The following is a 26,387-nucleotide window of genomic DNA, read 5'->3' as shown; positions in this document are numbered from 1 at the left end:
GATTGCAATTATGGTTGAATTGACAAAAATAAGCGAATTAAAAGGAATAGGTGAAAAGACGGAGAAGCTGTTTGGACGGCTTGGAATTGCTACGGTAGGAGATCTGATACGCTACTATCCCCGGGGATATGATGTCTATGATGAGCCGATTCCGATCAGCGAGGCTTCAGAAGGGCGTGTCGTGACGGTGACAGGGGCGATATTTGGCAGGGTGCAGGTATCCGGCAGCCGGAATATGCAGATCACGACGATTTACGTCAAGGACATCACCGGTACGCTGAAGGTCATCTGGTTCCGCATGCCGTTCCTGCGCAATACCCTCGGAAAGGGAGGGGTCATAACGCTGAGGGGCAGGATTGTAAACCGGAAAAGCGGCATCGTCATGGAACACCCTGAGATCTTCTACCCGAGTGCCAGGTACGAAGAGAAGCTCCACACGCTGCAGCCGGTCTATGGGCTGACCGCAGGGCTGTCCAATAACAGCGTCATGAAGGCGGTGCGGCAGGCACTTACGGAACTGGACCTCTCTAAAGAGACGCTGCCGGGCGAGATTAGGCTGAAATATGGACTTGCCGAGTACAATTATGCCATACGTGGCATACATTTTCCTGAAGATAAAGAAGTGTTCTATCATGCAAGAGAAAGGCTCGTATTTGAAGAGTTTCTGGAATTTATCCTATCGCTGCGAAAGCTGAAAGACAGTAACGAAAAAGAGCAGAACCACTATCCGGTCAGGAAAGCTCTCGGGACAGAGACATTTCTCTCACAGCTTCCCTATGAGCTGACAGGTGCGCAGAGGAAGGTGGCGGATGAGATTGCGGCAGATATGGCGGGAAGTACGGCCATGTCGCGTCTCGTGCAGGGAGATGTGGGTTCCGGCAAGACTATAGTGGCGGTCCTGGCGTTGATGGATACTGCTTTTTCCGGCTGCCAGGGAGCGCTTATGGCGCCGACGGAGGTGCTCGCCAGGCAGCACTACGAATCCATCACGAAATTATTTGACCGGTACGGGGCTGCAATAAGCGTGGAGCTTCTCACCGGATCAATGACCGCGAAAGAAAAACGTGCAGCGTATGGACGGATAGAGAGCGGCGAAGTCCAGATTATCGTAGGAACGCATGCATTGATTCAGGAAAAGGTGAACTATAAGAATCTTGCACTGGTCGTGACAGATGAACAGCACAGGTTCGGGGTCAAGCAGCGGGAGGCATTCGCCCGAAAGGGCGGCGTGCCGCATATCCTTGTCATGAGTGCCACACCGATACCGAGAACCCTTGCCATCATCTTATATGGGGATCTGGATATATCCGTGATAGATGAACTGCCTGCAAACAGGCTGCCGATCAAGAACTGCGTCGTAGACACCGGCTACCGTAAGACGGCGTATGCATTCATGAAGAAGCAGGTGCAGGATGGGAGGCAGTGCTACGTCATCTGTCCGATGGTGGAGGAGAGCGAACATCTTGAGGTGGAAAATGTCCTGGATTATGCCCAGATGCTACAGGATGAGCTTGGGGAAGAGGTGTCCGTTTCCTGCCTCCACGGCAAGATGAAACAGGCGGAAAAAGATGACATCATGGAACGGTTCGGCAGTAACGAGATTCAGGTCCTCGTATCCACGACGGTCATCGAAGTCGGAATCGACGTGCCGAATGCCACTGTCATGCTCGTGGAAAATGCAGAACGCTTCGGCCTGGCACAGCTTCATCAGCTGCGCGGGCGTGTCGGGCGCGGGAAGCACCAGTCCTACTGTATCTTTATGAGCGCCTCCAGATCTAAGGAGACGAAGGAGCGTCTCGAAATACTGAACGAGTCAAATGACGGGTTTAAGATTGCCAGCGAAGACCTGAGGCTGCGCGGACCGGGAGACTTGTTCGGTATACGCCAGAGCGGCCTGATGGACTTCAGGCTCGGGGACGTATACCAGGATGCGAAGCTGCTGCAGAAGGCAAACGAAGCGGCGGACCTGCTTTTGGATTCAAAAAATGAATGGATGAAAAAAATGCCAAAATATGAAGGAACTTCTAGTGTAATAATATAAATCCTCCATATACTATCGTTGTAACAAAAAACAAAAAAGTTACAAACAATTATCGAGCATCCAAATGCTCGATAAGATACGAAAAGGAGGAGTATAACAATGGCAAGTCGTTCATCTAACAGAGCAGCCGTACCTGAAGCAAAGGGTGCATTGGACAAATTCAAATATGAGGTTGCAAACGAATTAGGAGTACCGTTAACAGAGGGTTACAACGGAGACCTGACATCAAGACAGAATGGTTCTGTTGGTGGTTATATGGTTAAGAAAATGATCGAGCAGCAAGAAAAACAGATGGCTGGTAAATAACAACCAGATTAAATGATTAGAAAAAGCACTTGACAGGTTGAAATAACACCTGTTGGGTGCTTTTTTCTTTGGGGACAGGGATATTTTAATTGGGGACGGGGGAAATTCGAATTTCCCCCGTCCCCAATTAAAATATCCCTGTCCCCAATTGACTTTTTTCGGTCGAATCTTTATAATAGACAGGAAATGTTATAACGAGTATAAGGGGTTGTGTATATGAGAGTCATTGCAGGCAGTGCCAAGCGGTTACAACTTAAGACGCTCGACGGTATGGATACGAGACCTACGACGGACCGGATCAAGGAGACGTTATTTAATATGATCGCTCCCTATCTGTATGACTGCATCTTTCTCGATCTGTTTGCGGGAAGCGGAGGGATTGGCATCGAGGCGCTCAGCAGGGGCGCGATGGAGGCTGTATTCGTGGAGAAGAATCCGAAGGCCATGGCGTGCGTCAAGGAGAACCTTAAGAGGACGGAGCTTGCCCACAAGGCAGCAACGATGTCCGCTGATGTGATGACGGCGCTTTATAAGCTGGAAGGTGACAAGCAGTTTGATTTTATCTTCATGGATCCTCCCTACGGCAAGCTGCTTGAAAAGAAGGTGCTCGGATATCTTGCAGAATCGGAGCTGCTTGCGGATGAAGGCGTGATTATCGTGGAAGCTTCTAAGGAGACGGAATTTGATTATCTGGAAGATCTTGGATTTACGCTTCTTAAAACGAAAGAATATAAGACGAACAAGCATGTATTCATAGAACCGGCAGGGAGGAAAGAGATATGTTAAGAGCGGTATACCCGGGCAGTTTTGACCCGGTTACATATGGACATCTGGATATTATCGAGCGTTCCGCAAAACTGGTGGACGAGTTAATCATCGGAGTCCTGAACAATAAAGCAAAAACCCCGTTGTTTTCCGCAGAAGAACGTGTTAGAATGTTAAAAGAAGTAACAAAAGGAATGCCAAATGTAACTATCATACCGTTTGATGGCTTACTGGTGGAATTTGCACGCAGAATGGAGGCTACGATGGTAGTCCGCGGTTTGCGTGCCATAACTGATTTTGAATATGAGCTTCAGATGTCCCAGACGAACCATAAGCTGGAACCGGAGATAGAGACCGTCTTTCTGACGACAGGCCTCGATTATTCATATTTGAGTTCTACCACCGTAAAGGAAGTGGCAGCTTTTGGAGGGGATATCTCTCAGTTCGTGCCGGATCTGGTGGCAGACACGATGCGAGAGAAAATGAACAGAAGGAGAGTGTAAATTATGAGCAGCCGTATTGAACAGATTATTGAAGAAATTGAAGAATACATTGACAGCTGTAAGTTCCAGCCGCTGTCAACGTCCAAGATCATAGTCAATAAAGACCAGATGGACGAGCTTCTGCGAGAACTCCGCATGAAGACGCCGGATGAGATTAAGCGGTATCAGAAGATTATCGCGAACAAGGATGCAATTCTTGCCGATGCACAGGCGAAGGCGGACAGCATGATTGAGGAGGCGCAGATACACACGAACGAGCTTGTCAGCGAGCATGAGATTATGCAGCAGGCTTATGCACAGGCGAATGAGATTGTAACTGCAGCCACGGATCAGGCGCAGGAGATTCTCGACAACGCCACGAGCGATGCCAACGATATCCGTATCGGAGCGATGCAGTATACAGACGATCTGCTCGCAAATGCGGAGAGCATTATCGGCCATACGCTGGACAGCTACACGACAAAATATGACGGACTTGTCAATTCCCTGCAGGAGTGTTACGATATGGTACGCAACAACCGCTCCGAGCTGGATGTCCCGGAACAGTCTGCGCGGACGCTGGAAGCAGAGTACGGAGCGCCGGACGAACCGGTAGAGGAGCTCCAGATAGAGGATGATGAGGATTTGCTACAATAGAACGACATAGCCACAGGCCAACAGGCTGGTTACCCCCGCGGTAATCAGCTTTTCTATTATGTAAGGAAATATGGGGAGCCCGGCTTCCTGCACCATGCACCGCGTCTGGGCCACAGAGCACCATCCCCCGAAGGAAGTAAGCCCCATAGTGAGGATGAAGCACAGTCCTGGGTCAGAACAGGCTCTGCAAATCATAGGGATTCCGTTCGTGATTTCCAGCGACGGAAGGGCAAAAAGCGTAAGTGCCGGATGATGGAGCGGAATCAGTTCCGCAAGTGCTATAAGTACGGAAAACAGCATGATATAGCCGCCTACCTTGGTAATCGTCACAAAGCCGTTCATGATACTGTCGTCCACGACACCTGCGGAAGATGCTTTCGGGGAAGGGACATGAAAGTCCTGGCCGTCAGGATGCCCGCTAATATGGTAATAACGTCTGAACAGGAAGCTGCAGATACATGGGGAGATCGTGAGTATGAGGATAGCGGGCAGCGTGAGCGGCTCCTCTTTCAGATTCTGCCAGATGACATAGCTTATAATGAACATCGGGCTCGTATTGTTGCAGAAGGAGAGGAGGTATCGTCCTTCTTCTCTGGATATGTAACCGCCGTTCAGCAGATCTGCAGTCACTTTGCTTCCCATCGGATAACCACACATGAAGCCGGTAAGCACTGCATAAGAACCGTATCCGGATACGCGGAAAAGTCGGCAGAAAAGGGGACCTGTAACACGGGCAATGAGGGACGCCGCATTCGTTCCAATCAGCAGGTTGGACAGGATGATAAAGGGAAGCAGCGTGGGAAGGACTATGTTAAACCAGAGCAGAATCCCTGCACTGGCACCTTTGAACACAGGCTTTGGAAACACGAGCATCAGACCGAACACACCTATAATCAGAACTTTAAAAAATCGACGTTTCATGCGTGTTGATATCCATTCAAGAATCTTTCTTTTTATTGTATGGATATGGTTGATTTTTTATGATGACTGTGACAGAATGTAAGATAGAAATAAAAGTCTAATGAAGAGAGGTTAAAGTAATATGGCAGTATTAGATCAGCTGGAACCAAAGAAAGTATTTCAATTTTTTGAAGAGCTGTGCCAGATTCCGCACGGCACATTTGACACGAAACGCATCAGCGACCACTGTACAGCCTTTGCCAGGGAGCGTGGGCTTGAAGTCTTTCAGGACGATGCAAACAACGTAATCATCAGAAAACCAGGTACGAAAGGATACGAAGACAGCGAGCCTGTCATCCTTCAGGGGCACCTGGATATGGTGTGTGAGAAAAGGCCGGAGTCTTCCCACGATTTTGCAAGGGAAGGGCTTGAACTGTATGTAGAGGACGGATACGTCAGGGCAAAAGATACCACATTAGGTGGGGACGATGGTATCGCCGTGGCGATGATGATGGCTGTTCTGGACAGTACCGATATACCCCATCCTCCCATTGAAGCAGTATTTACTACAGATGAAGAAGTAGGCATGGGTGGGGCCATGGCTATCGACTTGTCTGTACTGAAGGGGAGGAAGCTGATCAATATCGATTCGGAAGAAGAAGGGATACTGACGACAGGATGTGCCGGTGGATTCCGTTATGAGACGGTCATTCCAATCCACAGGGAAAAGAAGACAGGTACAGTCATTACACTCAAAATCCACGGCCTCCAGGGCGGACACTCAGGAATTGAGATACATAAGCAGCGCGGCAATGCACACAAAATGATGGGACGACTTCTAAACCGCATCGGACAGACGATAGAGATAGCTCTGGCAGAGATAAACGGAGGTTCCAAAGACAACGTGATTGCCATGGAATCCACTGCGGAAATCCTCGTGGCAGACAAAGATGCCGCTGTAGTAAAAGCGTTGGCAGAAGAAATGAAAGCCGTCTGGGATAATGAGTTTATGGGAGATGAGCCGGGGCTTGCGGTAAAAGCAGATGCATCCGCAGATTCCACTGTAGACGTATGTGACAAGGCCAGTACAGAACGTGTCATATCCTATCTTGTCATGTGCCCGTTCGGCGTTCAGGGATACAGCAGAAAGCTAAAAGGCCTTGTAGAGACGTCGATGAACATCGGCATCATAGAGACGGCAGCCGATCACGTTAAGACGGTATATCTGGCCAGAAGCTCTGTGGAGAGCAAAAAGCAGGAGATGAAAGAGCTGCTGGCAACATGTGCAAAAGCAGCAGGAGGCGAAGGGAAGAGCTTTAACGAATATCCTGCATGGCAGTTCAACCCGGATTCAGAACTCCGCCGCATCATGGAGGATGTATATGAGGACATGTTTGGAAAAGCGCCGGAAGTGACAACCGTGCACGCAGGACTGGAATGCGGCCTTTTCCTTGGCAAGAAGCCGGATCTCGACTGTGTATCAGTCGGACCGGATATCATGGATGTACACTCCTTTAATGAGCACCTCGGCATAGAGTCCACGGCCCGCACCTGGAAATATCTGCAGGCAGTGCTCGCAAAGTGTAAATAAACAGGAACAGGCGTCAGGAGGCGGTCCCAAAGAATTAGTCTTGGGACGGCCTCTTTTTTCATATATTAAAATAAAAAGGATATTTTATGAAACGTATGAGACCTGGCAAGATGCTTCTGGTCCTGTTTATCACGGCATTCTCTACCGTCCTTCTTACCGGACATATATATAACCGTGCAGTCATCAACAGGATGCAAAAAGAGACGATAGCGAACCTGGAATACCGCGCTGATTTTTACTCTGACGCTATGCGTAGGGATAAGGATAAGCTTTCCAAAGGATGCAGAAATCTGCTTGAAAATGTGGAAAACGAAGCGAGTTATTTTCCGATTCCCGAATCCACTGTGGATAAGTCGCTGACCGTATCCTTTGTAGACACATGGATGGCAGAGCGGAAATATAACGGAACGAGCGGACACGAAGGCACAGATATCATGGCTGTAAAGAATGAGAGAGGACTTTATCCGGTACTCAGCATGACAGACGGGACGGTTACGAACCTTGGATGGCTGGAGAAAGGGGGTTACCGCGTCGGAATCACCTCGGATAGTGGTACATATTATTACTACGCGCATCTCGACTCCTATGGCAACATACAGAAAGGCGACAAGATAAAGGCGGGGCAGTTCATCGGATATATGGGAGATTCCGGATATGGTGAGGAAGGAACGACCGGACAGTTTGATGTGCACCTGCATTTTGGAATCTACTCTTATGAGACGGGCGAGGAGATCAGCGTCAATCCATACTATGTCCTTCTGTCGCTTGAAAAGAAGAAATTAAAATATTCATATTCCTAGAGTTATGATAACGAATATGTTATACTAAACTATGTATGTACAGATAATTTAAATTGTAACTACATATGGAGGAATTACGACATGAATCTGCCTTGTGCATTTGAAGATAAGATGAAGGGACTGCTTGGAGACGAGTATCCTGACTATATAGCATGCTACGATGAGCCAAGATACTATGGACTTCGCGTCAATACGAATAAAATTACGGTAGAAGAATTTGAAAGGATATGTCCGTTTGACATCACGCCTATTCCGTGGATTTCAAATGGATACTACTATGACGGAGAGGCAGTGTCCCCGTCAAGGCACCCATACTATTTTGCAGGTTTGTATTACCTGCAGGAACCAAGTGCGATGACGCCGGCCAGCCGGCTTCCCGTAGAACAGGGGGACAAGGTGCTGGATCTGTGTGCCGCGCCCGGAGGAAAAGCGACAGAGCTTGGCGCAAAGCTTATGGATACCGGCGTGCTTGCCGCCAACGATATCAGCAGTTCAAGAGCGAAAGGCCTGTTGAAGAACATCGAAGTCTTTGGAATCGGAAATATGCTTATACTGAGCGAAGAGCCTGGCAAGCTGTCCGGATACTTTTCGGAGTATTTTGATAAGATACTCATCGATGCACCATGTTCCGGGGAAGGTATGTTCCGTAAAGACAAGAAAATGGTTAAAGCTTGGGAAGAGCACGGGCCGGAATATTTCAGCGGCATCCAGAAAAGTATCATCGTCCAGGCTGCCGATATGCTGAAACCTGGAGGACTGCTGCTGTATTCTACCTGTACGTTTGACGGACGAGAGAATGAGCAGGCGGTGGCATATCTGCTGAAGAACCGCCCGGAATTCAAGATTGTGGATATGGAGCAGTATGAAGGGTTTCGTCCCGGACGCCCGGAACTGACGGAGACAAAGGATCCCGCAATAGCAAAAACCGTTCGTATCTTTCCACATCATATGAAAGGAGAGGGGCATTACCTTGCGCTCCTTAGAAAGGACGGAGGCATTTGCAGGGAGGACTGCTTCTCACCCCTCAAGAGAAGCCGTATAAAACTGCCTGCAGAATTGGAAGCGTTCATGGAGAACGTATCGTGGGAGCTGGACCGGACCAGGATAGATATAAGAGGAGAACGTATCTATTACATGCCGGAAGGGCTTCCAGACCTGAGAGGAATCCGCTTTCTGAGGACGGGCCTGCTTATGGGCGAACTTAAGAAGAATCGCTTCGAACCAAGCCAGGCACTGGCTATGTACATGAAAAAAGGAGACTATGAGCATACTATAGATCTTTCCGCAAAGGATGAGCGGGTTTCCAGATATCTGAAAGGGGAGACGGTCGATACTGAGGGTATGGGGACAGGCAAAAGCAAAGGCTGGCATCTTATCTGCGTGGATGGCTATCCGCTCGGGTGGGGCAAGCTCTCAGGAGGAATCCTAAAGAATAAGTATCTTCCCGGATGGAGGCTGTGCTGATGATAAGGCTTGATAAATATCTGGCGGATATGGGCATCGGAACACGGCAGGAAGTGAAGAAATATATCCGGAAGGGGAAGATTACGGTAGATGGAGCCGTCGTCAGATCTCCGGAATACAAAGTGGACGAGGATAGCGCAGTATGCTGCGGTGGCAGCCGGATCGATTATGAAGCGTATGAATACTATATGCTGAACAAGCCGGCCGGTGTCGTGTCTGCAACCGAGGACCAAAGTGAAACGACGGTCATTGACCTGATAAAAGAAAAGAGAAGGAAGGACCTTTTTCCGGTCGGCCGGCTTGATAAAGACACGGAAGGGCTGCTGCTTATCACGAATGACGGGGCGCTTGCCCACCGTCTGCTGTCACCGAAGAGACATGTCGATAAGGTGTATTATGTCCGGGTCAAAGGAGAAGTTACGCAAGAAGATGTGCGTGCCATGGCAGAAGGCATGGATATCGGGAATTCTGCTTTGGAAGAATGGACCAAGCCGGCTGTTCTGGATATCATATCCAGTGGACGTAAGTCGGCTGTAAGGCTTACCATACAGGAGGGGAAATATCATCAGGTAAAGCGTATGTTCCTGGCAAGAGGTAAGGAAGTCACCTATCTGAAGCGGGAGCGGATGGGCCCCCTTGCCCTCGACGAATCACTGCAGCCGGGAGAGTACCGAAGACTTACAGAAGAGGAGCTAAGAGAGATACATGAAACAGACAGGCATGCTTAAAGATATGGAGGCAATCATATTCGATATGGACGGTACGCTTCTGGATTCCATGTGGATATGGCCATCCGTGGATGATGATTACCTCCGCAAGTATCATCTGGATAAGCCGGAAGACTTTCATGAGATGATGGAAGGGAAAAGCTATATCGAAGTGGCGCAGCTTTTTCTGGATATCTTCCCATGTCTTGATCAGACGCTGGATGAAGTCATGGATGAATGGATGGAGATGACATATGACAAGTACATCCATTCTGTAGATATGAAGGAAGGGGCTCATGAATTCATTCTGGACATGCGCGCCCAGGGGATGAAAATCGGTATTGCCACCAGCAACTCCAACGTGCTGGCGGATGCAGCGCTTAATGCCCATTCTATCCGCCCGCTGTTCGATTCTGTGCATAGTGCGTGCGAGGTGGAAAAGGGGAAGCCTTCCCCGGATGTGTACCTGCTCGTGGCAGAAGAGATGCATGTCCCGCCGCAGCGCTGCCTCGTCTTTGAAGATGTCCCGATGGGCATACTGGCAGGCAAACGGGCGGGAATGAAAGTGTGCGGGGTGGATGATGATTTTTCCAGGCCCCAGGAAGCCAGAAAAAAAGAGCTGGCCGATTATTACATACAGAGCTATTACGACATCAGTAAAGGAACTTATGAGGTATTGACATGAGAAAAGGATTCTTACCAATCTGCAGACAGGATATGGAGGAGAGAGGATGGGAGCGGCCGGACTTTGTCTATGTGTCCGGGGACGCTTACGTGGATCATCCGTCTTTTGGCCACGCAATCATAACAAGAACGCTCGAGGCTTATGGGTATAAGGTGGCGGTCATACCACAGCCGGACTGGAAAGATAAGAATAGTATCACTGTATTTGGAGAACCGAGACTGGGCTTTCTCGTGTCCTCCGGCAATATGGATTCCATGGTGAACCACTACTCGGTGTCAAAGAAGAGGAGGAAGACGGATGCATTTACACCGGGCGGGGTGATGGGCAGACGTCCGGACTATGCTACCGCCGTGTATTGTAATCTTATCCGGCAGGTGTATAAGAAGACGCCGGTTATCATAGGGGGAATCGAGGCGAGCCTTAGAAGGCTTGCCCATTACGATTACTGGTCGGATAAGCTGAAGCGTTCCGTGCTGCTGGATTCCGGAGCAGACCTCATCTCATATGGCATGGGCGAGCTCTCTGTCATAGAGATAGCAGAAGCGCTCGATGCCGGCATAGATGTCAAAGATATCACCTATATTCCAGGTACGGTGTGCAAGGTCAGAGATCTGGATAGCGTGTACGATGCGGAAATCCTTCCATCCTTTGAAGAGCTGAAGCAAGACAGGCTTAATTATGCCAGGAGCTTCTATACGCAGTATTGCAATACTGATCCCTATTCAGGCAGACGGCTTGTGGAGCCTTATGGAGAGCACCTGTATGTCGTGCAGAATCCTCCGTCCAGGCCATTGTCCACGCCGGAGATGGACCGCGTATACAGCTATCCCTATATGAGGACCTACCATCCGGTCTATGAAAAAGACGGAGGAGTACCCGCTATATCGGAAGTCAGATTCAGCCTGGTGAGCAACCGGGGGTGCTTCGGGGGCTGCAATTTCTGCGCGCTGACGTTTCATCAGGGCAGGATAATGCAAGTCCGAAGCCATGAGTCGCTTCTGGCAGAGGCAGGCCGGTTCATATGGGAAGAGGATTTTAAAGGATATATACATGATGTGGGCGGGCCTACGGCGAACTTTCGGCACCCTTCCTGCAGCAGACAGCTCGAATCCGGCGTATGCAAGGAGAGGCAGTGCCTGTTTCCGAAGCCGTGCGGCAACCTGAACGTGGACCATAAGGACTATACCGTACTGCTCAGAAAGCTGAGAGAACTGCCGGGGGTTAAGAAGGTGTTCATCCGCTCCGGTATCCGTTTCGATTATGTAATGGCTGATAGGGACGACACCTTCTTCCGGGAACTGTGCCGACACCATGTCAGCGGGCAGCTGAAGGTAGCTCCGGAACATGTAGCGGACGCGGTGCTGACAAGGATGGGAAAGCCGGAGAACAGCGTGTACCAGGCGTTCGTCAGGAAATATAATAAGATAAATGAAGAAATAGGCAAAGAGCAGTACCTCGTCCCGTATCTCATGTCCTCTCACCCCGGTTCTACGATGAAAGAGGCCGTGGAGCTGGCGGAATATCTGAGAGATCAAGGATATATGCCGGAACAGGTGCAGGATTTCTATCCGACGCCGTCTACCATAGCCACGTGTATGTATTATACCGGGGTGGATCCGAGAGATATGAAACCGGTATATGTGCCAAAGAATCCTCATGAGAAGGCGATGCAGCGGGCCTTGATCCAATACCGGAACCCGAAGAACTACGATCTCGTCCTTGAGGCACTTAAGACAGCAGGACGCATGGATCTGGTAGGTTACGACAGACGCTGCCTGATAAGGCCGCGCCATCCTAATGGAGGGAAATCCTTTCCATCGGAGGGCGGACGAAAAAGCCAGGACAACAGGACGCCGAGAAAGAAAAAGACCATTCGTAATGTCCATAAGAAAAAGAAAACAGGATAGGAGGCAGAACAATGAAAATTGCATTAATTACAGGTGCATCCTCCGGTCTAGGCCGGGAATTTGCAAGACAGATACCGAAGCTGTACCGGAAGCTGGATGAGATATGGCTGGCCGCGAGAAGCACGGATAAGCTGAAAGAGCTCGCTAAAGAGCTTCCTCTTCCTGTGCGTATTTTTGACGGAGATTTGACGCGGGATTATATATACGATAGAATCAAAAAAGAACTGGAACGGCAGTCAGCCGACATACGTATGCTGGTCAATGCCGCCGGATACGGTGCCATAGGCGACGCAATCGATATCGACGTGCCTGCACAGGCCGGCATGATTGATCTGAACTGCAGGGCTTTGACAAAGATGACGCTCCTGTGCATCCCATATATGTCAAAAGGCAGCCGGATAATCCAGATGGCCTCTGCGGCAGCGTTTGCTCCGCAGCCCGGCTTTGCCGTCTATGCGGCTACCAAATCTTATGTATACAGCTTTGCAAGAGGGTTGGGCGGCGAATTGAAAAGCAGAGGAATCATAACGACTGTGGTATGTCCTGGTCCGGTAGATACGGCCTTTTTCGAGCGGGCGGGGAATACCGGCGACAGCTTGAAATGGAAATTTATGTCCGGACCCGTGGAAGTGGCACACAAAGCACTTGCCGACGCGGCGAACAGACGGGAGACGTCCGTGTACGGAGCGGCTATGAAGGCAGCCAGGATTGCAGCCAGGCTGCTTCCTGACAGGCTTGTTATCCGGCTGATGAGGGCAGACAGCAAAAAGCAGAATAAGGGAGACGAAAGAATACGATGAAGATACAAAAAGGCCAGCCGGGATATATCAAAGCACAGAAGCAGAAGCTGCTCATGTTTACGATTGTGGAGTTTGCAATCGTGGCGGCTCTGCTGCTGCTTGGATACTTCCAGACGGGAACGAAGCTGAATCTGCTGACTGCGGTTGCCGTGCTTGGGTGTCTGCCGGCTTCGAAGATGCTGGTTGAATTTATAGCGATCGCGCCGTATAAAGCCATAGATTCCGAAAAATATAAAGAGACAGAAGAAAAAGCAGCGCTGCTGACGACCGCTTATGATATGGTCATCACAAGCAAGGAGAAGATAATGCCGGTGGATGCGATTGTCATCTCAGGCAATACGGTCTGCGGATATGCTTCCAACCCGAAGACGGATGCGGCCAAGGCGGCAATGCATATAAAAGAGACGCTGCGCCAGAACCACATAGAAAAGGTGGCGGTCAAGATATTCAGCGACTATGTGGCATTTATTACCAGGGCGGAAGGGATGAACAGCATCGCCGCCATCGACAGGCCTGACAGCAAGGATTTGGAACAAAGGATACGCAGCGCCATACTAAGCACTTCTATGTAGATTTTAACGCGGAAAGGATTATTCCTAAACAGAACCACTATGAAGAATATCATAATAAAGCCAAACGAATCAGAGCAGCGGCTCGATAAATTTCTGAAGAAATACCTGAGCGGCGCGCCGGGGAGCTTCATCTATAAGATGCTCCGCAAGAAAAATATAACGCTGAACGGCGCCAGGGCCGCCGGCAGTGAAAAGCTTCACGCCGGAGATGAGGTGAGGCTCTTCCTTTCGGATGAGACGGTTGAAAAGTTTGCCGGGATTCCTGTCCCTGTTATAGAAGCAGGCCAGAAGATCCGTCTTGATATCATCTACGAGGACAGGCATATCCTCCTCGTCAACAAGCCGGCCGGCATGCTGTCGCAGAAGGCGGAGAAGACAGATGTCTCGCTCGTCGAGCAGGTGATATCTTATCTGCTTGACAGCGGCCAGCTTACGAAGGAGGAGCTGCAGACCTTCCACCCGTCCATATGCAACCGGCTGGACCGCAACACGAGCGGGCTCGTAGTGGCCGGGAAAACGCTGGCAGGGCTTCAGGCGTTCAGCAGCATGTTCCGGGACAGGAACCTGCGCAAATACTATCTCTGTATCGTGAAGGGGAAGGTGGACAGGCCTTCGCATATCAAAGGGTTCCTTATCAAGAATGACAAGACGAACGAAGTGGAGATCGTACAGGAACGGTACGGCGGCAAGGCGGTTCCCATAGAGACAGAGTACACCCCCCTGGCTTACAGCGGGGCGCTTACCCTCCTGAAAGTGCATCTGATCACAGGCCGCACCCATCAGATACGGGCGCATCTGGCCTACGTATCCCACCCGCTGTGTGGAGATTACAAGTACGGAGACAGAGCGGTGAATGACCGGTTCAGACAGTTGTATGGCGTCACGTCACAGCTGCTCCACTCATATGAGCTCGTCCTTCCACACATGGAAGGGGAATTGTCGGCATTGTCAGACAGAAGATTCCGGGCTCCGGTGCCGGATATATTTCAGAAAGTGATAAAGGAGACAGCATGGGAACATGGAACTCAAGAGGCCTTAGAGGTTCTACGTTAGAAGACTTGATCAACCGGACAAATGAGCGGTATCAGGAGATGGGACTGGCGCTCATACAGAAGATTCCGACACCGATTACGCCGGTGAAGATGGATAAGGAACACCGACAGATTACGCTTGCCTACTTTGACCAGCGCAGTACGGTAGACTATATCGGTGCGGTACAGGGGATACCAGTCTGCTTCGATGCAAAAGAGTGTGTCGCGGATACCTTCCCCCTTCAGAACATCCACCGGCATCAGGTGACATTTATGGGCGGTTATGAAAAGCAGGGGGGGCTGTCCTTTCTGATCATCTATTTTTCAGCCAGAAATATTCTGTATTATATGCGATATGATGAGATGCTTGCCTTCTGGAAGCGGGCGGAGGACGGAGGCAGGAAAAGCTTTCGGTTTGATGAACTGGATCCGCGTTTTCTGATGGAACTGAAGAATGGCTGCTACGTTCCTTATCTGGATGCGGTGAATCTGGATCTGGAGCTGAGGGAGCAGCTTGACAAAGAATAAGAAAATGCGTATAATGCAGTAAGGAATTTAACATGGTAGCACGCTAAAGTGGTGCTCCGTATTATGACACAACAGGACACAGCAGGAGGAGATATGAAGAAATTACTACACACGCCGGAAGGGGTCCGGGATATATATAATGTGGAATGCGGGAGGAAGCTGGCACTGGAGAGCAGGCTGGCAAAAGTATTCCATCTCTATGGGTATCATGACATACAGACACCTACCTTTGAATACTTTGACGTGTTTCGGAAGGAGATTGGCACGATTCCCTCGAAAGATCTGTACAAATTTTTTGACAAGGACGGCAATACGCTTGTTCTGCGGCCGGATATCACTCCGTCTGTCGCCAGAGCGGCAGCAACGCTCTACGGCGATGAACAGCTTCCAATCCGTCTCTGCTATACCGGCAATACGTTCATCAACCATTCCAGCTATCAGGGACGGCTCCGTGAAAATACGCAGATGGGCGCGGAACTGATGGGCGATGACTCGGCAGAGGCAGATGCGGAGATGCTGGCACTTGTCATCGAATGCCTCACCTCCATCGGGCTGAAAGAGTTCCAGCTTAATGTAGGTAATGTAGATTACTTCCAGAGCCTGATAGAAGATGCCGATCTGGACGAAGAAGCGGAAGAACGGGTCCGGGAGCTTATCAACAACCGGAACTACTTCGGGGTGGAAGAATTCCTGGACAGTATCCATGTAAAAAGAAGTTCCAAGGAAGCGTTTGCGGCTCTGGATGAACTTGTCGGCGGTGTGGAGATACTTGCCAGGGCGAGGAATATCGCTCCGAATTCCAAAGGCATCATGGCAATCAAACGTCTGGAGAAGATTTATGACGTTCTTAAGATATATGGAGCAGAAGAATATGTGACGTTTGATCTGAGCATGAGTGGTACTTATGGGTACTACACCGGCATCATCTTCCGGGGCTATACATTTGGTACCGGAGATGCCTTTGTCAAAGGGGGGAGGTACGACCGTCTTCTTGAAAAATTCGGAAAAGAGTCTGCTTCGATCGGTTTCGTCATCGTCATCGATGAACTGATGAACGCACTTGCAAGGCAGAAGGTGCGCATCGTATATACAAGAAAAAACACACTGATCGTATATGATGAGGAGCGGCTGAAAGAAGCGCTCGTACTGGCCAGAGATTTCAGAAAAAAGGCCAAAAACACAGAACTTGTCAAGAAGTCCAAAGGCAAGCTCATAGAAGACTATATCGAATACGGCAAAGAGTATTATGCAGGAAATCTGATTTACATCAATAAAAATGGGGAAATCACGATGATAAACCTGGTGACGGGAGAGCACAAAGTGATTGCCTCAAGAGACAGGAGCTGAACTATGAGATATCTGACATTTGCCCTTGGGAAGGGGCGCCTGGCAAAGCAGACGCTGGAGCTTTTTGAAAAGATAGGAATCACTTGTGAAGAGATGAAAGATAAGGATTCCAGAAAGCTGATATTTACGAACGAAGAACTAAAACTTAAGTTCTTTCTTGCAAAAGGGCCGGATGTCCCCACGTATGTAGAGTATGGAGCGGCGGATATCGGTGTGGCAGGGAAGGATACGATACTGGAAGAACGGCGCAAGGTACACGAGGTGCTGGACCTTGGCTATGGCAGGTGCAGCATGTGCGTCTGCGGGTATAAGGAGGCTGCCCCCCTTCTCCAGCATCACGAGCTCATAAGGGTTGCCACCAAATATCCGAATATAGCAAAAGACTACTTTTATAATACGAAGCATCAGACCGTGGAGATAATCAAACTGAACGGCTCCATTGAGCTGGCGCCTATCGTGGGGCTTTCAGAAGTGATAGTGGACATTGTGGAGACTGGCTCGACATTGAAGGAAAACGGTCTGGAAGTGCTGGAAGAGGTCTGCCCGCTTTCTGCCAGGATGATAGTGAACCCGGTAAGCATGCGTATGGAAAGCACGAGGATAAAGACGCTTCTGACAAAGCTGCGCGCGGCTATGACAGTAATGGATTGAGAGATAAGAGAGGACAGGTTATAATGAGGATACTACGGTTAGACAAGGAGACAAAGCAGAATGTCCTGGAAGACCTCCTGAAACGGAGTCCGAACAATTACGCCGGATACGAACAGGGCGTGGCGGAGATTCTGGATAAGATAAAAGCGGAAAGAGACGAAGCGCTATTCCATTATACGAAGAAATTTGATGGGGCGGATATCAGTGCCGGGAATGTGAAAGTGACGGAAGAAGAGTTTAAGGAAGCCTATGAGCAGGTGGATCTGTCGCTACTCTCCATAATCAGGAAGGCTCTTGTGAATATCCGCACCTATCATGAAAAGCAGCGCCAGTACAGCTGGTTTGACAGCAGGCCTGACGGCACGATCCTCGGACAGAAAGTCACGCCCCTTAACCGGGTCGGCGTGTACGTACCCGGGGGGAAGGCTGTGTACCCTTCTTCCGTGCTTATGAACATCGTGCCGGCTAAAGTAGCCGGAGTCGGGGAGATTATCATGGTGACGCCACCTGGAAAGGACGGGAAGGTGAACCCCAATACGCTTGTCGCCGCGTTAGAAGCAGGTGCAGACTCGGTCTATAAAGCGGGCGGCGCACAGGCGGTCGGCGCGCTGGCATACGGGACGGAGAGCATACCGAAGGTAGACAAGATCGTAGGGCCTGGGAATATATATGTGGCCCTTGCCAAAAAAGCGGTATACGGCCACGTGAGCATAGACGCAATAGCAGGGCCGAGCGAGATTCTCGTAGTGGCGGATGAGACGGCAAACCCAAGATATGTGGCAGCCGACCTCCTGTCCCAGGCGGAACACGATGAACTGGCATCTTCGATACTTGTGACGACAAGCGAAAAGCTGGCCAGAGATGTATCTGCCCAGGCAGATGCATTTGCCGAAGAGCTGTCCCGGTCCGAGATTATAAAGAAGTCATTAGAGAACTACGGCTATATCCTCGTGGCCGAAACGATGGAGGATGTTATAGACATTGCTAATGATATCGCGTCTGAACATCTTGAGATTATGACGAAAGACCCATATCATATCATGACGAAAATAAGGAATGCCGGTGCTATCTTTATAGGGGAATATGCAAGCGAACCGCTGGGCGACTACTTTGCAGGCCCGAATCATGTGCTGCCCACCAATGGGACGGCAAAGTTCTTCTCGCCGCTGTCTGTGGATGATTTCATCAAAAAATCCAGCATCATCGGCTACTCCAGAGAGGCGCTGGAGGAGATTCATACAGATATCGAGGCATTTGCGGAAGCGGAGCAGCTGACCGCCCACGCCAATTCTATTAAAGTGCGTTTTGAAGAGGGATAAGGAGGATAAGAGGATGGAACGGACAGCCCTATGTACGAGAAAGACAAAAGAGACAGATATTGCCGTGAGGCTTACTTTGGATGGAAGTGGACAGAACGATATCAGCACCGGCATAGGATTCTTCGACCATATGCTGGATGGATTCGCGCGGCATGGATTATTTGACCTGACCGTAAAGGCCGAAGGCGATATACACGTGGACTGCCATCACACCGTAGAGGACACGGGAATCGTATTGGGGCAGGCGATAGCACAGGCGGCAGGAGACAAGGCAGGCATCAGAAGATACGGCCATTTCATACTTCCCATGGACGAGACGCTGGCCCTCTGCGCAGTAGACTTGTCCGGACGCCCTTACCTTGGATATGATGCGTTGTTTGCTACAGAGCGGATAGGCGGCCTGGACACAGAGATGGTACGTGAGTTCTTCTATGCCGTGTCTTACAGTGCCATGATGAATATCCATCTGAAGATACTCGATGGCGGCAACAGCCACCACATGGCGGAAGCCATGTTCAAAAGCTTTGGGAAAGCGCTCGATATGGCAACCATGGAAGAGCCGCGGATCAAGGAAGCATGGACGACAAAAGGAAGCCTATAAAGGAGACTAGATACAATGAGCTATAAACGATTGATACCCTGTATCTTTATCAGGGGAGGGAAAGCGGTAAAATGGTTTACAGATGAAACGGTGCTGGCAGACGACGTCATCGGACTTGCTAAATATTACAGTGACCACGGGGCGGATGAACTGCTTGTGTTCGACCTGTCTGACGCCGATGAAGAACATGATGAGGCAATCGACCTGATGAAACGGATGAACCGGGTCATCCGTATACCGATGGTGGCAGGAGGCAATATCCGGCGGCAGGAGGATATTAAGAAGATCTTATACGCGGGAGCCAAGCGGGCGATGCTGAACTTTTCCAAGACGGACAGCGTAAAGCTGATTGATGATGCCGCCAGACGTTTTGGAAAGGAGAAGATTGCAGTATCACTGAATGACTTTGACGCTTTGTTCAAGCACCAGCATCTTATTCAGGACTACAGCAGCGAGATCGTATTCATGCACAGGCTCGATCTGAATTCGGTCATGAATGTCACAGACGTCCCGTGCGTGGTCGTCACAGACACGATGGAGGAGCCTGAGCTGTTCAAGATTCTTAAGTGCCCGGGCGTAAAAGGGCTGTCGGGCAGATTCGTCAGCCAGACGGATATGGATTTTGTAGACTTCAAGGAGAAGTGCGGCCAGGAAGAGATCAAGATGACTTCCTTTGAAAGCATGATGGAATTCTCACAGTTCAAGACGAATGAACAAGGGCTCGTACCCGTCGTCGTCCAGCACTATAAGACCCAGGAGGTGCTGATGCTCGCCTATATGAACGATGAGGCATTCTACCGTACCATCAAGACCGGCAAGATGACCTACTATAGCAGAAGCAGGGAACAGCTCTGGACGAAGGGCGAGACAAGCGGCCATTTCCAGTATGTGAAATCACTGACGATAGACTGTGACTATGACACGCTGCTTGCCAAGGTAGACCAGGTGGGTGCAGCCTGCCATACGGGCAATCCGACCTGCTTCTTCCAGCCTCTTGTAGGAAGTGACTATGATGAGACGAATCCGCTGCAGGTATTCGAATCGGTGTATGGTACCATCCAGGACAGACGCGAAAATCCAAAGGAGGGCTCTTATACGAATTATCTGTTCGACAAAGGGATTGACAAGATATTAAAGAAAGTAGGCGAAGAGGCGACAGAGATTGTCATTGCCGCCAAGAATCCGAATCCTGAAGAAGTCAAATATGAGATGGCGGATTTCCTGTATCATGCCATGGTGCTTATGGTAGAGAGGGGAATCAGCTGGGAAGATATCGTCAAGGAACTTGCAGACCGCTAAAACGGGAATGAAACAGCATATATGCCGCATATAATATTCCAGGCAGAAATTAAGTACAAAGCCAGCTGCCTGGAAAGGACGGGATGCTATATGAACAATTCTGAAAAAAGGCGGCGCCAGCTGCTGAATGAGACGCGTTATCTGTACAGCGACCGAAAGGGACCTCCGGCCGTGCATCCGAGATATGGCGCTGCCTACCACAAATTGTACGGGGAAGAGGACACCGGTGCCGTCAGCACGTTCGGAATAAGGGTATTCCTGTGCTTTATGCTGTTCGCGGCTTTCGTCGCTATGGAGAATAACGGAATCGAGGTAAAACATGTGAACAGCGACAGGGTCATCCAGGAGATAACGACGGATATGGATGTGGCGGAAGTATGGAAGAATCTCTAAGGTAAATGATGGAAAGCCCAGTGGCGGCACGTTTGTTGACACTGGCGTCAACTATTGATATAATAGAAAAGCAGAATGTAAAGCGTTGATTGTACTTGATCAACGCTTTTCTTATGGTACAGGAGTAAGATGCAGGAGGATAGAATATGGTTAAAATATGGATTGTAGGTGCGGGAGGTCAGCTTGGAACCGCGCTTAACGAAGTGCTGGATCCGCTGGAAGCGGAAGTGTTCAACACAGATAAGGAAGAACTTGATATTACGCATACCGACGAGGTAATCGGGTTCGGCGAGATTAACCGGCCGGATGTGATTATAAACGGTGCGGCGGTTACAGATACCGGGCTGTGCGAAGAACAGCCGGAACTTGCCTACAGGGTAAATGCGCTCGGGGCCAGGAACTTAAGCATCGTTGCAAGAAAGACAGGGGCAAAGATCGTGCAGCTGTCCACAGATGATGTGTTCGACGGTCTGAGCACGACGCCGTATTCGGAGTTTGATGACACGAATCCACTCACCGTGTACGGACGGTCTAAAAGAGCCGGGGAGAACTATGTGAAAGAGTTCACGCACAAGCATTTTATCGTGCGCAGCAACTGGGTATACGGCAGAGGCGAAAACTTTGTAAACAGCGTGCTTAAGAAGGCCAAAAGCCAGAGAGAGATTTCTGTGGCTTCCGATCAGTTCGGTTCGCCGACGAGCGCACGGGATCTGGGCAGGATTATCCTTCATCTGATTCAGACGAATGAATACGGCACATACCATGCCACATGCAAAGGAACCTGCAGCCGTTATGAGTTTGCAAAGGAAATCCTGAAGCTGGCAGGCCTGGAAGCGGAACTTAAGCCGGTGCCGACGCGGGAATCAGAACTGTCTTCCGTGCGTCCGGCCTACGCTGTACTGGACAACTTTATACTTAGAATCATAGACGTATATGAGATGCCAGGCTGGAGAGCATCTCTGGAGGAATATATGGAAGAGTGGAAGAACAAAGGAGGAATCGGATAGATGGGTATGGAGAGAAAAGGGGAGAAGAAAAAGCTGGGACTTACGACAAAGATTTTCATCGCGTTGATTGCAGGAGCTATATTTGGCATCGTCTTATGCTACGTGGTTCCTGCCAGCTCAGTAAAAGACGATATCATAGTGGACGGCGTCCTGCATGTCATCGGCCAGGGATTCATCCGGCTTATGAAGATGCTCGTCGTACCGCTCGTATTCTGTTCCCTGGTGTGCGGGAGCATGTCCATCGGCGATACGAAAAAATTGGGCACTGTAGGGGTGCGCACACTTGTGTTCTATCTCTGTACGACAGCCCTTGCCATAACGGTAGCATTGTCTGTAGGAAATATCATCAATCCGGGACGAGGCCTTGATATGTCCAAGATACAGGCAGGCGCGGCGGATGTGGGCAGCGCGGAAGCGTCATCTCTGACAGATACGCTGCTCAACATCATACCGGATAATCCGGTGAACGCGCTGGCAAGCGGCAGCATGCTGCAGATAATCGTATTTGCCCTCATCATCGGCATCATACTTGCAAAACTGGGAGAACGGACCGAGACGGTGAGCAATTTCTTCAGCCAGTTCAATGATATCATGATGGAGATGACGATGATGGTTATGAGCTTTGCGCCAATCGGTGTATTCTGCCTCATTTCCAAGACGTTTGCCGGTATCGGATTCTCGGCTTTCGTACCTCTTGGAAAATATATGATAGGGGTGCTGATTGCACTGGCAGTACAGTGCTTCGTCGTCTATCTGGGACTGTTAAAGCTGTTTACAGGATTGAATCCGCTTAAGTTCATCAAACACTTTTTCCCTGTCATGGCTTTTGCATTCTCAACAGCTACGTCGAATGCGACGATACCGCTGTCCATTGACACGCTTGCAAAGAAGATGGGGGTGTCCAAAAGAATATCTTCCTTTACCATACCGCTCGGCGCCACAATCAATATGGATGGTACGGCAATCATGCAGGGCGTCGCGGTCGTATTCGCGGCACAGGCATTCGGCATCCATCTTGAGCTGATGGATTATATCACCGTCATCGGGACAGCCACGCTGGCATCCATAGGGACAGCGGGAGTTCCAAGCGTCGGCCTCGTCACCCTCACGATGGTGTTCAACTCTGTCGGGCTGCCTGTGGAGGCTATCGGCCTTATCATGGGTATCGACCGGATTCTGGACATGACGAGGACTGCCGTCAATATCACTGGCGATGCGGTATGTACCACGATAGTCGCACACCAGAACAAGGCGCTGGACAGAGAGGTATTCAACCGGAAAAACGCATCTGCCGAACATGCATGACCGGCGGCTGAGAATATATGGAGAATGGCATAAGCCGGGGAGCGCAGGGGCGACATGTGCATTGAGTTTCCCAGGCAGATGTGCTATCATTTTAGATATACCTTATTGAACATTAGTAGTTCAATAAGTATAGATTACGGACAATGAACCGGGAGCTTTCTTCATAGCTGCTGGCTTTGCGGGAAAGAGAGGCGGATGGATGAAGCCAGGTGAAGCAGACGGCAGGATAGAGCCGAAGAGACAGACAGATTATTATAACCGGCTGTTCCAGTCTGTCATGTGTGGTATTGTACAGTACCGGTTGACGGACCAGGGGGCTGTATTTAAAAGCGCCAACAGAGAGGCGATACGTATCTTCGGCTATACGCGGGAAGAATTCTGGTCCATCAGGATATGGGGAGCGGACAGGCTTATAGCAGATGAAGACAAAGCGTATATTCTTGGACTGCTTACGAAGCTGAGGCAGCCGGGGGATAAGATCAGCTATGAGTACCGCCTGCTCAAAAAGGGCGGTATACCTTGCTGGGTAATCGGAAGTGCGGAACTGATCGTCGACATAGACGGAGAAGAGGTTATCCAGAGCGTATATATGGATATCGACGAAAGGAAGAATGCCGAGAAGCGGAATGAGCGTCTGACCGCGCAGCTGGAGGCAAGCAATGAGATACTGCACCTGGCGCTGGAGCATACGACCACATGTGAATTCTATTATTATCCTGAGACGAAAGAATGTATCGTGCCGGAACGTACCTGTGAAATCTACCACTGCCGTGCCCGGTATGCTGACATGCCGCACAGCTTTGCCGTGGAACATGTGGAGGAAAGGACGAGGCCGGCATTCTACGAGATGTACAGCCGTATCCAAAGCGGCGAGAGCACGGCTTCCTGTGAATTCAAGGGCATGAACGGAGGCTACTGGTGCCGGGAGACGATGTCGGTCATACAATCGGATGAGAACGGTCGACCCAAACTCGTTATCGGCATCGTGGAGGATATAACAAAGCAGAAATCCATGGAAGACGCACTCGAAGAAGCACGTTCCCGCGACCGTCTGACAGGGCTATACAATAAAGAGAGCGGCATCCGGCTCGTCCAGGAATATCTGGACAGCAAGAAGCCGGAGGAACATGGAGTCATGATGCTCTTTGACATGGATGACTTCAAGCAGATTAACAAGGCGGAAGGCGGCATTTTCGCAGATGCGGTCCTTCAGGAAGTGGCGGAGCTTTTGAGAGCCGAAAGTGGGCCGGATAATATCCAGATACGTCTCGGAGGCGATGAATTTATGGTATTCTTCAAGAACAGCTGCAAAGCTGAGGCTACCATAATCGGCCCCCGCATAGCTGCCCAGGTGAGGAACATGCTCATTAATGCCAAGAAGAACATCACATTGTCTGTGAGCGTCGGCATGTGCAGTACCGAGGTTGTGGATGAATATAATGCCCTCTACCGCTGCGCGGAGAGTACGCTGAAGTATGTCAAAGAGAACGGCAAGGGAGAGGCTGCCTGCTATCTGGATACGTCCAATGAGCTTGGTGTATTTCTCACCCAGATCTATACCGACAGACATCCGGTCAACGACATAAAGATGGATACGTCACGGCCGGACGATGACCTTGTGTCTTTTGCACTGGATCTGCTCGGAAAATCAAAGAATCTGGATGATGCCGTATTCCTTCTGCTGTCACGCATCGGGAGGACCTATCACTTTGACCGGGTATCCATCATCGAGGCGGACCGTGCGTATCTAAGCTACCGGTTTGCCTACCAGTGGGCCAGAGACAAGAAAGACCTCCAGCTCGGGCAGGATTTCTACGCTTCGGATGAAGAATTTGAAATCTGCGCAAATATGTATGATGAAGATGGCCTGGCAGATCATAATGTAAGAGAAGGCATCTCCCATATCGCCTCCTGCCTCCACGGAGGCATCTGGAACTATGGCGAGTATGTCGGCTCTATGAGCTTTGAAATAGATGTGATGGATTATGTATGGACGCCCGAACAGCGCAAGCTATTGAAGGAGCTGGTCAAAATCGTCCCTTCCTTCATCATGAAATCGAAGGCAGATGCCGTAAGCCGGGCCAAGACGGACTTCCTGTCACGGATGAGCCATGAGATCCGTACGCCGATGAATGCCATAAGCGGTATGACTACGATAGCTAAAAGTGTTCTGGATGACAGGGGAAAGCTGATGGACTGTCTGGACAATATCGAATCTGCCAACGTCTATCTCTTAAGCCTTATCAATGACATCCTGGAGATGTCCCGTATCGAAAGCGGCAAGATGGAACTGAACTACAGCCCCATGGATCTTGCGCGGCAGATGCAGGATTTAGAGTCTTTGTTTCGTGCACAGGCAGAAGAGAAGCATCTGGAGCTGATTTTTGAAAATGGATACAATGCAGGCCGCCTTATCTATGCTGACAGCCTCCGGCTGAATCAGGTACTTGTCAATATTATCGGAAATGCAGTCAAATTTACCAAACAGGGGAGTATTACCGTGCGGGTGGAAGAGATAGAGAGGGCGCCGAAGTCCGTACTGCGCTTTTCTGTTAAAGATACCGGTATCGGAATCGAGCAGGAAGCCATGTCACGCATATTCAATGCCTTTGAACAGGCGGATGCCGGCACGGTGGCCCGCAGCGGTGGAACCGGTCTAGGACTGGCGATTTCCAGCCGTCTTGTACAGATGATGGGAGGTACGCTGGAGGCATGCAGCTGCGCAGGAGAAGGATCTGAATTTTTCTTCACGCTACATTTTGACTATGCACGTGAGAAGGAGGAGGTGCTCCCGAAGGAGAACGTTATGCCCGTGGACTTCCAGGGGCGCTGCATACTACTGGCGGAAGACAACGAGCTCAACAGAGAGATTGCACAGTCGATTCTGGAAATGAGCGGCTTTGAAGTGACTTGCGCGGCGGACGGGCGTGAAGCTTACGACAGATATTGCGAGAGCGGTACCGGAGAATTTGACGCGATTCTGATGGATATCCGTATGCCGGTTATGGACGGCCTGGAAGCCGCCAGACGTATCCGGACCTCCGGAAGGACGGATGCCCGTACAGTCGCCATTATAGCGCTTACGGCCAATGCATTCGACGAGGATACGAAAAAGTCCATAGCCAGCGGGATGGACGGACATCTGTCAAAGCCCATCCAAGTGGAACAGATGCTGGAAACATTAGGCAGATGTATAGAAAAGAAGTCAAGGGGCGGTCTGTGAACCGCC

Annotated in this window: 25 protein-coding genes; 24 read left to right on the top strand and 1 reads right to left on the bottom strand. The window is 50.1% G+C overall.

Annotation, left to right across the window (positions count from 1 at the left end):
- Window positions 1-10 precede the first annotated feature (10 nt).
- The 5 genes from recG to HJV72_RS02815 all read left to right on the top strand — a co-directional run bounded on the left by recG (window position 11) and on the right by HJV72_RS02815 (window position 4,251).
- A complete protein-coding gene (recG, locus tag HJV72_RS02835; protein ID WP_208068498.1) occupies window positions 11-2,041 on the top strand; it encodes an ATP-dependent DNA helicase RecG in 2,031 nt (676 codons plus the stop codon).
- Between the two features lie 99 nt (window positions 2,042-2,140).
- Window positions 2,141-2,347: an alpha/beta-type small acid-soluble spore protein gene (locus HJV72_RS02830; protein WP_040434586.1), complete on the top strand. Its 207-nt coding sequence runs from the start codon at window positions 2,141-2,143 to the stop codon at window positions 2,345-2,347.
- Window positions 2,348-2,563: 216 nt separating this feature from the next.
- The gene (gene rsmD, locus HJV72_RS02825) at window positions 2,564-3,133 is read left to right on the top strand and encodes a 16S rRNA (guanine(966)-N(2))-methyltransferase RsmD (RefSeq protein WP_208068497.1); all 570 of its coding nucleotides are present in this window, start codon (window positions 2,564-2,566) and stop codon (window positions 3,131-3,133) included.
- The gene (gene coaD, locus HJV72_RS02820) at window positions 3,127-3,615 is read left to right on the top strand and encodes a pantetheine-phosphate adenylyltransferase (protein ID WP_208068496.1); all 489 of its coding nucleotides are present in this window, start codon (window positions 3,127-3,129) and stop codon (window positions 3,613-3,615) included. Before rsmD ends, coaD begins: the two co-directional genes overlap by 7 nt.
- A 3-nt stretch (window positions 3,616-3,618) precedes the next feature.
- On the top strand, window positions 3,619-4,251 hold the full coding sequence (locus tag HJV72_RS02815) for an ATPase (protein ID WP_208068495.1): 633 nt from the start codon (window positions 3,619-3,621) through the stop codon (window positions 4,249-4,251).
- On the opposite strand, the gene HJV72_RS02810 is transcribed toward HJV72_RS02815, so the two are convergent.
- Window positions 4,243-5,172, bottom strand: a complete 930-nt coding sequence (locus tag HJV72_RS02810; RefSeq protein WP_208068494.1) for a transporter — start codon at window positions 5,170-5,172, stop codon at window positions 4,243-4,245. The two genes, HJV72_RS02815 and HJV72_RS02810, sit on opposite strands and share 9 nt — an antisense overlap.
- A 121-nt stretch (window positions 5,173-5,293) precedes the next feature.
- Here HJV72_RS02810 and HJV72_RS02805 point away from each other — a divergent pair, with 121 nt between their 5' ends.
- The 19 genes from HJV72_RS02805 (at window position 5,294) to HJV72_RS02715 (ending at window position 26,381) form a co-directional block, all read left to right on the top strand.
- Window positions 5,294-6,742 carry an aminoacyl-histidine dipeptidase gene (locus HJV72_RS02805; protein ID WP_208068493.1) on the top strand — a complete coding sequence of 483 codons (1,449 nt, stop codon included), beginning with the start codon at window positions 5,294-5,296 and terminating at the stop codon, window positions 6,740-6,742.
- Window positions 6,743-6,828: 86 nt separating this feature from the next.
- Window positions 6,829-7,542 carry a M23 family metallopeptidase gene (locus HJV72_RS02800; RefSeq protein WP_208068492.1) on the top strand — a complete coding sequence of 238 codons (714 nt, stop codon included), beginning with the start codon at window positions 6,829-6,831 and terminating at the stop codon, window positions 7,540-7,542.
- Window positions 7,543-7,623: 81 nt separating this feature from the next.
- On the top strand, window positions 7,624-9,006 hold the full coding sequence (locus tag HJV72_RS02795; RefSeq protein ID WP_208068491.1) for an RsmF rRNA methyltransferase first C-terminal domain-containing protein: 1,383 nt from the start codon (window positions 7,624-7,626) through the stop codon (window positions 9,004-9,006).
- Entirely contained in the window at window positions 9,006-9,734 is a 729-nt protein-coding gene (locus HJV72_RS02790) for a pseudouridine synthase (RefSeq protein WP_208068489.1), read from the top strand. The genes HJV72_RS02795 and HJV72_RS02790 overlap by 1 nt, the downstream gene beginning before the upstream one ends.
- Window positions 9,727-10,398 carry an HAD family hydrolase gene (locus HJV72_RS02785; protein WP_208068697.1) on the top strand — a complete coding sequence of 224 codons (672 nt, stop codon included), beginning with the start codon at window positions 9,727-9,729 and terminating at the stop codon, window positions 10,396-10,398. The genes HJV72_RS02790 and HJV72_RS02785 overlap by 8 nt, the downstream gene beginning before the upstream one ends.
- Window positions 10,395-12,305: a YgiQ family radical SAM protein gene (locus HJV72_RS02780; RefSeq protein WP_208068487.1), complete on the top strand. Its 1,911-nt coding sequence runs from the start codon at window positions 10,395-10,397 to the stop codon at window positions 12,303-12,305. The genes HJV72_RS02785 and HJV72_RS02780 overlap by 4 nt, the downstream gene beginning before the upstream one ends.
- An 11-nt stretch (window positions 12,306-12,316) precedes the next feature.
- Complete coding sequence (locus HJV72_RS02775; RefSeq protein ID WP_208068485.1) at window positions 12,317-13,105, top strand: SDR family NAD(P)-dependent oxidoreductase; 789 nt, start codon at window positions 12,317-12,319, stop codon at window positions 13,103-13,105.
- Entirely contained in the window at window positions 13,102-13,677 is a 576-nt protein-coding gene (locus tag HJV72_RS02770) for a hypothetical protein (protein WP_208068483.1), read from the top strand. The genes HJV72_RS02775 and HJV72_RS02770 overlap by 4 nt, the downstream gene beginning before the upstream one ends.
- A gap of 39 nt (window positions 13,678-13,716) precedes the next feature.
- Complete coding sequence (locus tag HJV72_RS02765) at window positions 13,717-14,730, top strand: RluA family pseudouridine synthase (RefSeq protein WP_208068481.1); 1,014 nt, start codon at window positions 13,717-13,719, stop codon at window positions 14,728-14,730.
- On the top strand, window positions 14,688-15,236 hold the full coding sequence (locus HJV72_RS02760) for a Holliday junction resolvase RecU (RefSeq protein WP_208068479.1): 549 nt from the start codon (window positions 14,688-14,690) through the stop codon (window positions 15,234-15,236). Before HJV72_RS02765 ends, HJV72_RS02760 begins: the two co-directional genes overlap by 43 nt.
- A 93-nt stretch (window positions 15,237-15,329) precedes the next feature.
- Window positions 15,330-16,583 (top strand): ATP phosphoribosyltransferase regulatory subunit, encoded by a 1,254-nt coding sequence (gene hisZ / locus HJV72_RS02755; RefSeq protein WP_208068477.1) that lies wholly within the window; start codon window positions 15,330-15,332, stop codon window positions 16,581-16,583.
- Between the two features lie 3 nt (window positions 16,584-16,586).
- The gene (hisG, locus tag HJV72_RS02750) at window positions 16,587-17,234 is read left to right on the top strand and encodes an ATP phosphoribosyltransferase (protein WP_208068475.1); all 648 of its coding nucleotides are present in this window, start codon (window positions 16,587-16,589) and stop codon (window positions 17,232-17,234) included.
- A 23-nt stretch (window positions 17,235-17,257) separates the two neighbouring features.
- Window positions 17,258-18,553 carry a histidinol dehydrogenase gene (gene hisD / locus HJV72_RS02745; protein WP_208068467.1) on the top strand — a complete coding sequence of 432 codons (1,296 nt, stop codon included), beginning with the start codon at window positions 17,258-17,260 and terminating at the stop codon, window positions 18,551-18,553.
- A gap of 13 nt (window positions 18,554-18,566) precedes the next feature.
- Window positions 18,567-19,154: an imidazoleglycerol-phosphate dehydratase HisB gene (hisB, locus tag HJV72_RS02740; protein WP_208068465.1), complete on the top strand. Its 588-nt coding sequence runs from the start codon at window positions 18,567-18,569 to the stop codon at window positions 19,152-19,154.
- Between the two features lie 15 nt (window positions 19,155-19,169).
- Window positions 19,170-20,453, top strand: a complete 1,284-nt coding sequence (gene hisIE, locus HJV72_RS02735) for a bifunctional phosphoribosyl-AMP cyclohydrolase/phosphoribosyl-ATP diphosphatase HisIE (protein ID WP_208068464.1) — start codon at window positions 19,170-19,172, stop codon at window positions 20,451-20,453.
- 90 nt (window positions 20,454-20,543) lie between these two features.
- On the top strand, window positions 20,544-20,846 hold the full coding sequence (locus HJV72_RS02730) for a hypothetical protein (protein ID WP_208068462.1): 303 nt from the start codon (window positions 20,544-20,546) through the stop codon (window positions 20,844-20,846).
- A 146-nt stretch (window positions 20,847-20,992) separates the two neighbouring features.
- Window positions 20,993-21,853, top strand: a complete 861-nt coding sequence (gene rfbD, locus HJV72_RS02725) for a dTDP-4-dehydrorhamnose reductase (protein ID WP_208068460.1) — start codon at window positions 20,993-20,995, stop codon at window positions 21,851-21,853.
- A complete protein-coding gene (locus HJV72_RS02720) occupies window positions 21,854-23,158 on the top strand; it encodes a dicarboxylate/amino acid:cation symporter (protein ID WP_243765495.1) in 1,305 nt (434 codons plus the stop codon).
- Between the two features lie 199 nt (window positions 23,159-23,357).
- A complete protein-coding gene (locus tag HJV72_RS02715) occupies window positions 23,358-26,381 on the top strand; it encodes an ATP-binding protein (RefSeq protein ID WP_208068458.1) in 3,024 nt (1,007 codons plus the stop codon).
- Window positions 26,382-26,387 lie beyond the last annotated feature (6 nt).

The organism is Extibacter sp. GGCC_0201 (genome assembly GCF_017566055.1).
Classification (GTDB): domain Bacteria; phylum Bacillota; class Clostridia; order Lachnospirales; family Lachnospiraceae; genus Extibacter.
This window is presented reverse-complemented; position numbering and strand designations above follow the sequence as displayed.